The organism is Streptomyces sp. Q2, assembly GCF_056820935.1.
Genome location: NZ_JBXEJE010000001.1, coordinates 146,536 through 160,569, shown reverse-complemented (window position 1 = coordinate 160,569; position 14,034 = coordinate 146,536). Strand labels below are relative to the sequence as shown.

Sequence of the window (14,034 nt, the reverse complement as noted above, 5' to 3'; positions counted from 1 at the left end):
TCTCCGCAACACGGCTCCTCCCTTCGCGACAGGGAGAAAACACCGGTTTGCCCCACTGACTCCACGCCTCCACCGGTCCGGTTGCAACAAGCTGACGGGGGTGTCCCGTACCCGCCGGACGCACGCTGGAACCCGCTTCGCCCGAGCCGCGGGAGCGGCCGGGCGGGGGCGGCCCCGCCCGGCGTGCCACACCCGCCCCCGGCACCACAACGATCCCGCCCGCACCCGCGTGAGCTGCCGGAAATCACGCAGAGATCAGCGTGTTACCAACCGCACTTAACGTCAGGTCATGGCGGACATATTTGACGCATACGCGTTGGCCGACGCGTGGGACGAGATGTTCGAGCGGCCGGGTGAGGTCAGGACCGCCTATGAGCCGGTGCTGGCGGCGCTGCAACCGATCGAGCCGAGCGAACTGCGCTTCCGGGCCGACCAGATGGCCAGGGCGTTCACCGACCGGGGCGTGACCTACGCCTTCGCGGGCGAGGAGCGGCCCTGGCCGCTGGACCTCGTGCCCAGGATCCTGGACGCCCTGGAATGGGATCTCATACAACGCGGGGTGAGTCAGAGAGTCAGGGCCCTGGAGGCCTACCTCGGCGACGCCTACGGGCCCGCCCGCGCCTTCGAGGACGGTGTGGTGCCCTGGCGGCTGCTCCTCAGCTCCCCCCACTTCCACCGCGCGGCCCACGGCGTCGAACCGCCGGGCGGGGTCCGCATCCACGTCGCCGGCATCGACCTCGTACGGGACGAGGCGGGCGACTTCCGGGTCCTGGAGGACAACGTCCGGGTGCCCAGCGGGGTCTCGTACGTGATCGAGAACCGGCGCGCGATGACCCGGGTCTTCCCCTCCCTCTTCGCCGAGCAGCACGTCGTGCCCGTCGACGGGTACGCGCAGCGCCTGCTCGCCGCCCTGCGGGCCGCCGCGCCCGACGGCACCACGGATCCGCGGGTGGTCGTCCTGACCCCCGGGCCGAGCAACGCCGCCTACTTCGAACACGCCCTGCTCGCCCGTCTGATGGGCGTCCAGTTGGTCGAGGGGCACGACCTCGTCTGCCGCGGCAACCGGGTGGGGATGCGCACGACCCGCGGCGAGGTACCCGTCCATGTCGTATACCGGCGCCTGGACGACGACTTCCTCGATCCGCTCCACTTCCGCCCCGACTCGGTGATCGGCTGCCCCGGCATCATGGGCGCCGCCCTCGCGGGCAACGTCACCCTCGCCAACGCCGTCGGCAACGGCATCGCGGACGACAAGCTGCTCTACACGTACGTCCCGGACCTGATCCGCTACTACCTCTCCGAAGAACCGATTCTCCCCAATGTGGAGTCCTTCCGGCCGGACGAACCCGGCCAACTGGACGCCGTCCTCGACCAGATCGACCAGCTGGTCATCAAGCCGGTCGACGGCGCCGGCGGCCAGGGCATCGTCATCGGCCCGAAGGCCGACCGCGAAACCCTCGAACGCACCCGCGCCGCCGTCGCCGCCGACCCCCGCGGCTTCATCGCCCAGCGGCCCGTCGCCCTGTCCACCTCACCCACCCTGGCCGGCGAACGCATGGCACCGCGCCACATAGACCTGCGGCCCTTCGCCGTCAACGACGGCAACGACGTCTGGGTCCTGCCCGGCGGCCTCACCCGCGTCGCCCTCCAGGAGGGCAACCTGATCGTCAACTCCAGCCAGGGCGGCGGCTCCAAGGACACCTGGGTACTGGCCGAGGGACCGGCAGAACAGCCCGCCGCGACCACCCCCGGCTCGCTGCCCGACGTGGCCCCCCGCCAGCTCGGACCCGACGGCACCCCCGCCGTCGTACAGGAAGGGGCACAGCAGCAGTGAACGACGTGATCCTGTCCCGGATAGCCGAGTCCCTCACCTGGACCGGCCGGTATGTCGAGCGCGCGGACAACACCGGCCGCATCCTCGACGCCTACCTGCACCGCATGCTGGAGGACCCCTGGCGCGACGAGGACGTGGCCTGCCGGTCGCTGTACGCGATCCTCGGCGTCGACGCGGGCGACCAGCGCGTCGACATGCAACAGGTCCTGGACCAGCTGGCCTTCGACGCCCGGTCCACCTGCTCCATCGAGGGCGCGTTGGGCGCGGCCCGGCTGAACGCGAGGAGCGCCCGCGAGGCGGTCTCCTCCGAGATGTGGGAGTGCCTCAACTCCACCTGGCACGCGCTCGCCGACCAGCGGCTCGCGGCCCGCCGCACAGGCCCCTACGGCTATCTGGAGCTGGTACGACGCCGGGCCGCCCTCTTCTTCGGCCTGGCCGACTCCACCATGAGCCGGGACGACAGCTGGCGTTTCGTCGTCCTGGGCCGGAGCCTGGAACGGGTGGACATGACCGTACGACTGCTCTCGGTGCGCGTCCTGGACGCCGCCCACGCACCCGACTGGCCGACCCTGCTCAGCGCGTCCGGCGCCGACGAGGCGTACGCGCGCGTGCACAGCGGCTTCGGCGACACCCCGCGGGTGGCCGAATTCCTGCTCCTGGACCGCGACTTCCCGCGCTCGGCCCTGCACGCCCTGACCACCGCCGAGGAGTGCCTGACGGCCCTCGGCCGCCCCCGCCAGGACCCGGCGCGCCGCCCGATCGGCCGGATGCGCACCCGCCTGGAATACCTCGACTCGCAGGCCATGGAAGACCAACTCCCCGCCCTTCTCCGGGACCTGCAGCAGTCCTGCATGGCATCCGCCGAGGGAGTGGCCGAGCGGTTCTTCCCCTACCAGGGCCCCGTCGAGTGGGCCCAGGAAGGAGCCTGAGATGGCTCGTCGCCTCCGCATCCGGCACGTCACCCGGGTCTCCTACGCCCAGGCCGCGGTCTCCTCGCACAACGAGGTCCGCATGACCCCGCTGACCCTGCCCCACCAGACCACCCTGGACTCCCGGGTCACCATCAGCCCGACGGCCACCACCTGGTCGTACTGGGACTACTGGGGCACCCAGGTCACCGGCTTCGACCTCATGGACCCGCACGCCGACCTCACCATCACCGCCTCCAGCCTGGTCGAGACCCACACCCCGGACCCCCTCCCGCACCCACCGACCTGGCCGGAAGTCGCCGCCCACACCGCACGCTCCCGCCTGCTGGAGTTCGCCGGCGACACCCCCCGTACGACGCTCCCCGCCGACCTGGTGGCCCAGGCGAGGGACGCGGCGGCCGGCCTCGACCCGCACGAGACCGCCGCCGTCGTGTCCTCCCTGGTGGCCGACCGGGTCGCCTACCTCCCCGGCTCCACCGGGGTGACCACCTCCGCCGCCGAGGCCTGGGAACAGGGCGCGGGCGTCTGCCAGGACATCGCCCACGTCACCCTCGCCCTCCTGCGAGGCCTGGGCCTGCCCACCCGCTACGTCTCCGGCTACCTCCACCCAGAACAGGACGCGGAACTCCACCGCCCGGTCCCCGGCCAGAGCCACGCCTGGGTCGAGTACTGGGCGGGCGACTGGTGCGGCTACGACCCCACCAACCGGACGAGGGCCGACGAGTCCCACGTGGTGGTGGGCCGGGGCCGCGACTACGACGACGTCACGCCGCACAAGGGTGTGTACCGGGGGGTGGCGGGCGGGCTGCCGGAGGTGACGGTGGAGTTCACGCGGGTGGGGTGAGGCCGGGGGGCGTTACGCGGGCGGCGTGAGACAGCGTTGTCCCCTTCGGCGCCGGTTCGCCTCAGCCCCGCTTCGGGCCCGTGATCGTCTCCCCGATCACGAAGCCCTTGGCCGGGCCTTCGGGGATGGTGACGTCGGTGCCGTAGGGGACGCGGTGGATGTCCTCCCAGTCGGCCTTGTCGGGGCGGGGGCCAGTGAAGAGGGTGACGGCGCCCTGGCCGTCGTAGTCGTCGATGGTGACGTAGACGGGGATGCCGGCTCGGGCGTATTCGCGGCGCTTGCGGATGCGGTCGCGGTCCTGGTTGCGCTTACCGGGGGAGACGACTTCGACGATGAGCTGCACTGAGTCGGCCCTCACGCCCATGTCGTCCTCGTCGCCGCACGGCTCCGTGTCCTCGGGAGCAACCAAAGCGTCCGGGATCCATGCCTTACGGTTGTGGATCACGTTCACATCCTGATGACAGGCGTACTCGCCGCCGTCCAAGAACTTGTCCAGGGCCCTTCGCACGCGATTGGTGATCAGGCCGTGCGAGCGGCGAGCGGTGGGCGACACCTCAATGGCTCCCTCAATGATCTCTGCGCGGTAGCCCTCGGGGAGTTCGATCGCCTTCCATACCTGCCACAGGACCTCGTCCAGCTCGGGGCCGTTCTCGGCTAGGGACACGGACTCGGTCCTGGTCTCAGGCATGGTCTCGGGCCTCTCGTGCGCAAGAGCGGTCATGGCAGCATCACCTCCTCAAGTGTGGGCTGGGCGTGATTGGGGCACAAGCAACGCGATCACGGTAGGTACGGCTATACGGCTGACCAGGGGACATGCCCCCAGTTCATCCGTTCGAGCGAGGGCGGAACGATCCCCCGCCCCCACCCAGCTCGAACCACACGCCCTTGGCGAACCGCCCCGCCCTCTCGGCGGCGACACCCCACGTGTCCGCCATCTCCGCGACGAGCGCGAGCCCTCTCCCCCAGCAGGCAACGGCCCCGGCGGCGGGGTGCGTGACGACGGGTGGGTCGGGGCTCTCGTCGAAGACGCTCACATGGAAGCGGGCCGGGGTGAGGCGGACGCGGAGCATCGCGGTGCCCTTGGTGTGCAGGTGGACGTTGGTGACGAGTTCCGACGTGCACAAGGCGGCGGGCATGACGAGGAGTTCACGGTCGTGGGTGAAGAGGACGGCACGTACGAAGTCACGGCAGACGCGGGGTGCGGTGGCGTCTCCGGGGGCGAACAGGCTGTATTCGTGGGTGAGTTGGGCCGGACGGTGAGCGGGGTGGCGGGCTGGGTCCATGGAGGCTCCTGGGTACGAGGGGGGTTTGCCCGGCGATGGCGGTGCCCGGGGTGCGGGTGCTCTGTCGGCTTATGGGCAGATGGAAGGTGGGCCGTCTCACTGTGTGACTGATCCTGCACTTACGGTAGAGGTGAAGGTTTACAATTTTCAAGCTGTTCGCGAGATCGGTGGACGAACTCCCCTGATCCAGGGAGACTTTGGGCGACTGGACAAGGAGTTACCCGTGGGACTGCGCACCACCATCACCGAACGCCAGCGGCGACTTGGATATGAACTCAAACAACTGCGCGAACATGCGGGGTTCAGTGCGGGAGAGGTCGCCGAGCGGATCGGTATGGGGCGAGCCCAGTTGAGCCAGATCGAGACGGCGAAGACCACGATCCTGACGGAGCGGCTCCGCCAGCTGTGTCATCTCTATGGATGCAAAGATGAGACGTATGTCGACGCCCTCGTCGCCATGTCCGAGGCAACCGGCAAGGGCTGGTGGACCGCCTACAAGAAGCCCATGGAGCAGGGCCCGCTGAACCTGGCGGAACTAGAGGCAGGAGCCGTCACGCTTCGGCTGCACCAAACACTGCTCATCCCGGGCCTGTTCCAGACCGCCGACTACGCCAGGGCCCTCTTCACCAGCCCTGACCTGGGCTTCGAGAACATCGAGGACACCCTGAGGTTCCGCATGGAACGGCAGCACGTCCTCACCCGCGAGGATCCGCCCTCCGTGCACGCCGTCATCCACGAGTCCGCGTTGCACATGCGGTTCGGTGGCGCCGAGGTGCTGCGTGATCAACTGCTCCGCCTGGCCGAACTGGCCCGGCTGCCCAACGTGACCGTCCAGATCTACCCTTTCACCTCTCAGCCGCACGCAGCCCTTACCGGAAACTTCGTCCATGCCATCCCTGAGGTTCCCGAACTTGGCACGGTGGTTCTCGAATATCCCTCTGGATTCCGGTACTTGGGCGATCGCGACGGCCTTACCCAGTACAGCGCGCTGTTCGAGCGCCTCACCGAGCACGCCCTCGCCCCCATCGACGTATCGTTGGCCCCGGAAGCACACTCCGTGAAGGACTCGCTGGCCCTCATCCAGCACGTGCTGTACACCCTTTGAGGAGGCCCGGATGCCCGAACTCACCTGGCAGAAGTCGACGTTCAGCGGCGGCCCGCAGGGCGAGTGCCTCTACGTCGCCACCGCCCCCGACAAAACGATCCGCCTCCGCGAGAGCGACACCCCGGACGTCATCCTGAGCACCGCCCCCGCCGGCCTCGCCGCCCTGATCCGGTACGTCGTGGACGCCGACTGACAGGCCGGCCGGTCGCGCGGCCGGCGTCGGAAGGTCTGCGAGGGGGCTACTTCAGCCCGATCTCCGCGCACGCCGCCTTGAAGTCGCTCGTGCAGATGTCGGACACCTTGTAGATGCCGTCCGCGACGACCGTGGACTTGATGTTGGCCTTCGTCAGGGCCACCACCGGCACCAGCTGGGCGGAGATGTCCTTGTCGGTGGGGCTGTCCACCTTGTCGGAGGCGAGGGCGTCGAACTGGATGTCCCTGCCCTGGATCTTGGCCACGGCCATCTCCGCCGCGGCCTCCGCCTCCTGCGGGTACGGCTTGTAGACGCTCATGTACTGCTCGTCCGCGACGATCCGCTGCACGGCGGAGAGTTCCGCGTCCTGGCCGGTGATCGGGGGCAGCTTGGTGATGCCCGCGGCGTCGAGGGCCTTGATGATGCCGCCGGCCATGGCGTCGTTGGCGGAGTACACCGCGGCGACGTTGCTCTTGCCGATCTTGTTGATGGCCTCGGCCATGTTGGACTCGGCCTCCTCCGGACTCCAGCCCTTGGTGTCGAACGACTCGGCGATCGTCACCTTGCCCTCCAGCTCGGAGAGTGCGCCCGCCTTGAACTGTCCGGCGTTCGGGTCGGTGGGCGAACCGTTCATCATGACGATCTTGTCCGAGGTGTCGGCGTTCGGGCCCAGCGCTTCGATGATCGAGCGGCCCTGGACCTCGCCGACCAGCTCGTTGTCGAAGGAGACGTACGCGTCGATCGGGCCCTCGGCCAGGCGGTCGTAGGCGATGACGGGGATGCCCGCGTCCTTCGCCTTCTGCACGGTGTCGGCGATGGCGTGCGAGTCGACGGCGTCGAGGAGGATGACGTCGACCTGGTCGTCGATCATCTGCTGCATCTGGCTGGCCTGCTTGTCCGCGTCGGCCTCGCCGTTGGCGTACACGGTCTTGCCCTTGTTCGCGGTGAGGGAGGCGACCTTCGCCCGGATGATGGGGTAGTCGAACTCCTCGTACCGCGTGTTCGTCTTCTCCGGCATCAGCACGCCGACCGTGATGTCGTTCCCCTTGGTCGGGCTCGCCTCGCTGCCACTCCCGGTCACCCCGAGCGCGCCGCAGGCGGCAAGCGAGAGGGTCATCGTGGACGCGGCCACGGCTATGGCGATACGACGCATTGGGGAGCTCACTTCTTGGTGCTTTTCGGACGCGGGCGCAGCAGTGCGACCCAGCTGTCTGAAAAGACAACGCGTCGGCGTCCCCCAGCGTCAAGCGGAACCACTTAACGAGTGCGCAACGCCACGCTCCGCTTTGCATGTGAAGGCATAGCGAAACTTCTCCAAACGCCCGTTACGGACTCTCCATTAAATGCCCTCCCTCGGGAGGGCAAAGATCCGTACAACCAAGTCCATTCCTCGCGAGTCGTGATCACAGCGGCTGCCTCTGCCGCTCCGATCACCGACCAGAGGACCGAATGAACCCAGCCAGACGCACGACCATGGCGGCCACGACCGCCGTCGTGCTCGCCACCGCGGGCGGCCTGCTCACCGCCGTCGCCGCCCCCGCGTCCGCCGCGACGACCTGCACCTCGCCGGTCTTCAAGCGGCAGTTCTTCGCGAACACCACGTTCTCGGGTACACCGAAGAAAACGGACTGCGACAGCACCATCGACCAGAACTGGGGCACGGGCGCCCCGGCTTCCGGCCTCCCGTCGAACAACTTCGGCGTCCGCTGGACGGTGACACGCGACTTCGGCTCCGGCGGCCCCTTCGCCCTGCCCGTCTCCGCCCAGGACGGCATCCGCGTCTACCTCGACAACGTCCGCAAGGTCGACCTCTGGAAGAACGTGTCCTCGACGGTGAAGAAGACCGTCAACGTCACGATCCCGTCCGGCAGCCACACCCTGCGCGTCGACTTCGTCAACTGGACCGGGACAGCGAACGTCTCCTTCGCCTACTCTCCCCGCACCTCGGCCACCGTCGACAAGGTCAAGCCCCTCGCCCCGACGAGTGCTTCGGTCACGTACGACCAGGCCACCGGCAAGGCGAGACTCACCTGGGCGAAGAACAAGGAGATGGACCTCGCCGGGTACCGCGTCTACCGGCGGCTGAAGGGCACCGAGGACTACCGCTTGGTCAGTGGCGGCAACCTGGTCACCGGTACCTCCTTCACCGAGACCCTCGCGCCCACCGGCGCCGCGTACTACTACGAGGTCCGGGCCGTCGACAAGGCCGGCAACGAGTCGTCGGGCAGTGCCGACAAGCCGGTCACCACCGTCGACCGGACCGCCCCGCTGACACCGGTCCTGTCCGCGACCGACGACCCCGTGCTCGGAGTCCAGCTGGACTGGCAGGACGACACCTTCGACGTCACGTACGACGTCTACCGGGCCGCCTCCGCCGACGGGCCGTACGTGAAGCTCGGCGTCTCCTACGGGTCGAGCCGCACCGACGAGACCGCGCCCTACGGGGAGACCTCGTACTACAAGATCGTCGCCAAGGACGCCGCCGGCAACACCGCCACCTCGCAGGTCGTCTCCCTGGCCCGGCCGCTGGCCGTACCCGTCATGGAGTCCCCGGGCACAAACGCGGAAGAGACCGGCATCACCCTGCACTGGAAGACGTCTAAGGCGGCGCCCACGCAGTACCGGGCGTACCGCTGGGACCTGTCCGACGCGAACGCCGTCCCGGCGCCGGTCACCTGTGAGACGTACCGGGTCGGCAACGAGGCCGACTACTACCCGGAGTACGGCTGCACGGACTACTCCGCCGCGGCTGCCACGGCCTACGGGTACTACGTCACCAGCGTCGACAGCGCGGGCCGCGAGTCGGCCCCCTCGGCCACGGTCCATGCGGGCCTGCGCGACACCACCCCGCCGCCCGCCGTCACCGGCCTCACCCACACCAGCACGGAGTACGGCACGGTCCTGGAGTGGGACGAGAGCCCCGCACCGGACCTCGCCTCGTACATCGTGCACCGGGCCCCCGCCGACGGCGGCGGCCACGAGGGGATCGCCGTCCTCCCGCCCGGGACGACCCGGTTCACCGACCTCAACGTGCCGAACGACGAGTACTGGGTCTACTTCGTGGACGCGGTGGACAAGAACAACAACTCCCTTTACACGACCAGCGGTTCCCCGCTCGTCGACGTCGCCAACGTGAGCGTCAACGAGTTCGAGCTCACCCCGTCGCACCGGCCCGCGCCGACCGCGCCCTGGTCCCTGACCGCCGCGGCGGACGGGTCTGCCCACGCGAAACTCTCGTGGACCTGCACCGGCGCCGACTGCACCACCGCCGGCTTCCACGTCTACCGCTGGGACCGCGCGGCCGACCAGTACGTCCGCCTGACCGACGTACCCCTGGCCGCCGACGCCCGCGGCTACACCGACCTCACGACTCCGTCGGCCACGACCAGCCACTACCTCGTCTCGTCCGTCGCCGCCGACGGCTCGGAGGCCTTCTCCGGCCTCTCCCCCGTCGTGATCCCGCCGAGCGGAGCCTGACCATGAGCCACTGAACCAAGCGGCCCGCCCGCCCCACGGCACCAGCCCTCGTCCTCGACCAGAACCGGGGCTGGGGAGGACCGTTCTTCGGCCGCTGACACGCGAAGGGGCCCGGCGGTTCGGATGAACCCCCGGGCCCCTGTCACATGCTTACGTCAGTCCTGCCGCCCCTTGGGCCGCCACACCACCAGCGCGCTGGTCTGCTGGACCTCCTGGTACGGGACCAGGTCGCGGCGGTACGACGCGTGGACCGCCGCCTCGCGCTGCCGCATCGCCGCGGCGGCGCCCTCGAGGGCCGCCTCCATCTCCGCGACGCGGGACTGCAGCGCGGCGACCTGGTTCTCCAGTTCGATGATCCGCTTGATGCCGGCCAGGTTGATGCCTTCGTCCTGCGACAACTGCTGGACGGTACGCAGCAGTTCGATGTCGCGGGCCGAGTAGCGGCGGCCACGCCCCGGGGTGCGGTCCGGGGAGACCAGGCCGAGACGGTCGTACTGGCGCAGGGTCTGCGGGTGCAGGCCGGAGAGCTGGGCCGCCACCGAGATGACGTAGACCGGGGTTTCCTCGGTCAGTTCATACGGGTTGCGTCGACGACCGTCCATTCGATCATGCTCCCTTCGCGGCCTGGAACAGCTCCGCCCGCGGGTCCTCGTCCGCGGTTGCCTCGCGATACGCCTCTAGCGCGTCACGAGCATTCCCCGTCAGGTCCTTCGGAACACTCACCTCGACGGTGACCAACAGGTCGCCGCGGGTGCCGTCCTTGCGGACCGCGCCCTTGCCGCGGGCGCGCATGGTGCGGCCGTTGGGTGTGCCCGGGGGAAGCTTCAGGGTGACGGAAGGGCCGCCCAGGGTGGGGACCCTGACCTCGCCGCCCAGCGCCGCCTCCGCGAACGTGACCGGGACCGTCACCGTGAGGTTGTCGCCCTTGCGGCCGAAGACCGGGTGGGCGCCCACGTGCACCGTGACGTACAGGTCGCCCGCCGGGCCGCCGCGCTCGCCGGGTGCGCCCTTGCCACGCAGCCGGATCCGCTGCCCGTCGGTGACGCCCGCCGGGATGCGGACCTGCATGGTGCGGGACGACTTGGCCCGGCCGCTGCCCTTGCAGTCGAGGCAGGGGTGCTCGGCGATCAGGCCGCGGCCCTTGCAGTCGGGGCACGGGTCGGTGAGGGAGAAGCCCCCGCCGGTGCCCCGGGCGACCTGCCCGGTGCCGACGCAGGTCGGGCACACGCGCGGTGTGCCGTTCTTGTCGCCGGTGCCCGAGCAGGCCTTGCAGGGTTGCTGCGAGGACATCCGCAGCGGGACCGTCGCGCCCTCGATCGCCTCGGTGAAGCTGAGGGTGACCTCGGACTCGATGTCCTGGCCGCGCCGGGGCTGCGTACGCGTGCCCGTGCCGGCGCCGCCGCGGTTGAACAGGCCCCCGAAGACGTCACCGATGCCGCCGCCGAAGCCGCCGGCGCCCTGGCCGGAGCCGCCGCCCTGGGCGCCGCCTCCGAAGAGGTCACCCAGGTCGAAGTTGAAGGAGCCGCCGCCCGCGCCCGGCCCCGGGCGGAAGCCGCCGTTGCCGAAGAGGGCGCGGGCCTCGTCGTACTCCTTGCGCTTTTTGGGGTCGCCGAGGATGTCGTTGGCCTCGGAGATCTCCTTGAAGCGCTCCTCGGCCCTGGCGTTGCCCTTGTTGGCGTCCGGGTGGAACTCGCGGGCGAGCTTCCGGTACGCCTTCTTGATCTCGGCCTCGGTGGCGTCCTTGGGGACGCCGAGGACCTTGTAGTAGTCCTTCTCGATGAAGTCCTTGGTGCTCATCCTCGACGTCCCTCCTTCCACGTGGATTCAAGCTCAGCCCTCGTCCGGGCCACCGCTCTCCTTGTCGTCGGCGGCGGAGGCACCCGAGGCACCGGAGGCACCGGATGACGTCTCCGCCTCGTCGCCCTTGACGGCCTGCGCGCCGGGCTGGGGCTCGGCCACGGCCACCCGCGCGGGGCGGATGGTGCGCTCGCCGAACCGGTACCCGGGCTGCAGGATCGCCACGCACGTCGTCTCCGTGACGTCCGGCGCGTACGAGTGCATCAGGGCCTCGTGGATCGTCGGGTCGAAGGGCTCGCCCTCCTTGCCGAACTGCTGCAGGCCCATCTTCGCCGCGACGGTCTCCAGCGACTCCGCGACGGACTTGAATCCGCCGACGAGTTCGCCGTGTTCCCGCGCGCGGCCGATGTCGTCGAGGACCGGCAGGAGCTCGGTCAGGAGGTTCGCGATGGCGATCTCCTTGACCGCGATCCGGTCCCGTTCGACCCGGCGGCGGTAGTTCTGGAACTCGGCCTGGAGCCGCTGGAGGTCCGCGGTGCGCTCGTCGAGCGCCGTGCGTACCTGGTCCAGCTGGGCCGTCAGGCCTGCCAACTGTGCTGATGCGTCCCCGGCCGGGGCCGCCCCCTCCCCGGAGGGGGAGGCGGCCTGCGGCTCGGCGTCGTCGGGGGTGGCGCCGGAAGGGACGTCGGGCTTCTCGTCGAAGCCCGGGGTCTCCTCCGTCACGCGGCACCGTCCTTGCGCTCGTCGTCCACGATCTCGGCGTCCACGACGTCGTCGTCGGCCTTGGGCGCCTCGTCACCGGCGGACGCGCCACCGGTGGCCTGCGCACCCTGCGCGTCGGCGTACATGGCCTGGCCGAGCTTCTGCGAGACGGCCGCGACCTTCTCGGTGGCGGTACGGATCTCGGCGGTGTCCTCGCCCTTGAGCGCGGCCTTGAGCTCCTCGACGGAGGCCTCGACCTCGGTCTTGATCTCGCCGGGGACCTTGTCCTCGTTGTCCTTGAGGAACTTCTCCGTCTGGTAGACGAGCTGCTCGCCCTGGTTGCGGGTCTCGGCGGCCTCGCGGCGGGCGTGGTCCTCCTCCGCGTACTTCTCGGCCTCCTGGCGCATGCGGTCGACCTCGTCCTTCGGCAGCGAGGAGCCGCCGGTGACGGTCATCTTCTGCTCCTTGCCGGTGCCGAGGTCCTTGGCGGTGACGTGCATGATGCCGTTGGCGTCGATGTCGAAGGCGACCTCGATCTGCGGGACGCCGCGCGGGGCCGGCGGCAGACCGGTCAGCTCGAACATCCCGAGCTTCTTGTTGTACGCCGCGATCTCGCGCTCGCCCTGGTAGACCTGGATCTGGACGGACGGCTGGTTGTCCTCGGCGGTGGTGAAGATCTCGGACCGCTTGGTCGGGATCGTCGTGTTCCGCTCGATCAGCTTGGTCATGATGCCGCCCTTGGTCTCGATACCCAGGGACAGCGGGGTCACGTCGAGGAGCAGGACGTCCTTGACCTCACCCTTGAGGACACCGGCCTGCAGGGCAGCGCCGATGGCGACGACCTCGTCCGGGTTGACGCCCTTGTTGGCGTCCTGGCCGCCGGTGAGCTCCTTGACGAGCTCGGCGACGGCGGGCATACGGGTGGAGCCACCGACGAGAACGACGTGGTCGATCTCGGAGAGGTTGATGCCGGCGTCCTTGATGACGTTGTGGAACGGCGTCTTGCAGCGCTCCAGCAGGTCGGCCGTCAGCTGCTGGAACTGAGAGCGGGTGAGCTTCTCGTCCAGGTGCAGGGGGCCCTCGGCGGACGCGGTGATGTACGGCAGGTTGATCGAGGTCTCGGTGGACGAGGACAGCTCGATCTTGGCCTTCTCGGCGGCCTCGCGCAGGCGCTGCAGCGCCATCTTGTCCTTGCCGAGGTCCACGCCGTGGCCGGAGGCGAACTGCTTGACCAGGTAGTCGACGACGCGCTGGTCCCAGTCGTCACCACCGAGGTGGTTGTCGCCGTTGGTGGCCTTCACCTCGACGACGCCGTCGCCGATCTCCAGGAGGGACACGTCGAAGGTGCCGCCACCGAGGTCGAAGACGAGGATCGTCTGGTCGTCCTTGTCGAGGCCGTACGCGAGCGCGGCCGCGGTGGGCTCGTTGACGATGCGCAGGACGTTCAGACCGGCGATCTCGCCGGCCTCCTTCGTCGCCTGCCGCTCGGAGTCGTTGAAGTACGCCGGGACGGTGATGACCGCGTCGGTCACCTTCTCGCCCAGGTAGGCCTCGGCGTCCCGCTTCAGCTTCTGCAGGATGAACGCGGACATCTGCTGCGGGTTGAAGGGCTTCCCGTCCAGCTCGATCTTCCAGTCGGTGCCCATGTGACGCTTCACCGAGCGGATGGTCCGGTCCACGTTCGTGACCGCCTGGCGCTTGGCCACCTCGCCGACGAGCACCTCACCGTTCTTGGCGAAGGCGACGACGGACGGCGTGGTCCTGGCGCCCTCGGCGTTGGTGATCACGGTGGGCTCGCCGCCCTCCAGAACGCTGACGACGGAGTTAGTCGTGCCCAGGTCGATGCCGACCGCACGTGCCATGGTTGATT

Annotated in this window: 13 protein-coding genes; 6 read left to right on the top strand and 7 right to left on the bottom strand. The window is 69.4% G+C overall.

What is annotated here, in order from left to right:
- The first annotated feature begins 289 nt into the window (after positions 1-289).
- The 3 genes from ACWBNA_RS00735 to ACWBNA_RS00725 are packed head-to-tail and all read left to right on the top strand — an operon-like array spanning position 290 to position 3,607.
- Positions 290-1,834 (top strand): circularly permuted type 2 ATP-grasp protein, encoded by a 1,545-nt coding sequence (locus ACWBNA_RS00735; RefSeq protein ID WP_482701181.1) that lies wholly within the window; start codon positions 290-292, stop codon positions 1,832-1,834.
- Positions 1,831-2,763 (top strand): alpha-E domain-containing protein, encoded by a 933-nt coding sequence (locus ACWBNA_RS00730; protein ID WP_482701179.1) that lies wholly within the window; start codon positions 1,831-1,833, stop codon positions 2,761-2,763. Before ACWBNA_RS00735 ends, ACWBNA_RS00730 begins: the two co-directional genes overlap by 4 nt.
- A 1-nt stretch (position 2,764) precedes the next feature.
- Positions 2,765-3,607, top strand: a complete 843-nt coding sequence (locus ACWBNA_RS00725) for a transglutaminase family protein (RefSeq protein ID WP_482701177.1) — start codon at positions 2,765-2,767, stop codon at positions 3,605-3,607.
- A 61-nt stretch (positions 3,608-3,668) separates the two neighbouring features.
- On the opposite strand, the gene ACWBNA_RS00720 is transcribed toward ACWBNA_RS00725, so the two are convergent.
- Positions 3,669-4,328, bottom strand: a complete 660-nt coding sequence (locus ACWBNA_RS00720; protein ID WP_482701175.1) for a Uma2 family endonuclease — start codon at positions 4,326-4,328, stop codon at positions 3,669-3,671.
- Positions 4,329-4,431: 103 nt separating this feature from the next.
- Positions 4,432-4,890, bottom strand: coding sequence for an ATP-binding protein (locus ACWBNA_RS00715; protein ID WP_482701173.1), 459 nt, complete (start codon positions 4,888-4,890; stop codon positions 4,432-4,434).
- Positions 4,891-5,113: 223 nt separating this feature from the next.
- On the opposite strand from ACWBNA_RS00715, the gene ACWBNA_RS00710 reads away from it, so the two are divergent.
- Both ACWBNA_RS00710 and ACWBNA_RS00705 read left to right on the top strand, forming a co-directional pair.
- Entirely contained in the window at positions 5,114-5,995 is an 882-nt protein-coding gene (locus ACWBNA_RS00710) for a Scr1 family TA system antitoxin-like transcriptional regulator (protein ID WP_482701171.1), read from the top strand.
- A 10-nt stretch (positions 5,996-6,005) separates the two neighbouring features.
- Positions 6,006-6,188, top strand: coding sequence for a DUF397 domain-containing protein (locus ACWBNA_RS00705; RefSeq protein ID WP_482701169.1), 183 nt, complete (start codon positions 6,006-6,008; stop codon positions 6,186-6,188).
- Positions 6,189-6,234: 46 nt separating this feature from the next.
- Here ACWBNA_RS00705 and ACWBNA_RS00700 read toward each other — a convergent pair whose 3' ends face one another.
- Complete coding sequence (locus ACWBNA_RS00700) at positions 6,235-7,341, bottom strand: sugar ABC transporter substrate-binding protein (RefSeq protein WP_482701167.1); 1,107 nt, start codon at positions 7,339-7,341, stop codon at positions 6,235-6,237.
- A gap of 296 nt (positions 7,342-7,637) precedes the next feature.
- Here ACWBNA_RS00700 and ACWBNA_RS00695 point away from each other — a divergent pair, with 296 nt between their 5' ends.
- Complete coding sequence (locus ACWBNA_RS00695; RefSeq protein ID WP_482701165.1) at positions 7,638-9,665, top strand: PA14 domain-containing protein; 2,028 nt, start codon at positions 7,638-7,640, stop codon at positions 9,663-9,665.
- Between the two features lie 155 nt (positions 9,666-9,820).
- On the opposite strand, the gene ACWBNA_RS00690 is transcribed toward ACWBNA_RS00695, so the two are convergent.
- The 4 genes from ACWBNA_RS00690 to dnaK are packed head-to-tail and all read right to left on the bottom strand — an operon-like array spanning position 9,821 to position 14,026.
- Positions 9,821-10,267: a heat shock protein transcriptional repressor HspR gene (locus tag ACWBNA_RS00690; protein ID WP_482701163.1), complete on the bottom strand. Its 447-nt coding sequence runs from the start codon at positions 10,265-10,267 to the stop codon at positions 9,821-9,823.
- Between the two features lie 4 nt (positions 10,268-10,271).
- On the bottom strand, positions 10,272-11,462 hold the full coding sequence (gene dnaJ, locus ACWBNA_RS00685) for a molecular chaperone DnaJ (RefSeq protein WP_482701161.1): 1,191 nt from the start codon (positions 11,460-11,462) through the stop codon (positions 10,272-10,274).
- Between the two features lie 33 nt (positions 11,463-11,495).
- On the bottom strand, positions 11,496-12,185 hold the full coding sequence (gene grpE / locus ACWBNA_RS00680; protein ID WP_482701159.1) for a nucleotide exchange factor GrpE: 690 nt from the start codon (positions 12,183-12,185) through the stop codon (positions 11,496-11,498).
- Complete coding sequence (gene dnaK / locus ACWBNA_RS00675) at positions 12,182-14,026, bottom strand: molecular chaperone DnaK (RefSeq protein WP_383875519.1); 1,845 nt, start codon at positions 14,024-14,026, stop codon at positions 12,182-12,184. Before dnaK ends, grpE begins: the two co-directional genes overlap by 4 nt.
- Between the last annotated feature and the right edge of the window lie 8 nt (positions 14,027-14,034).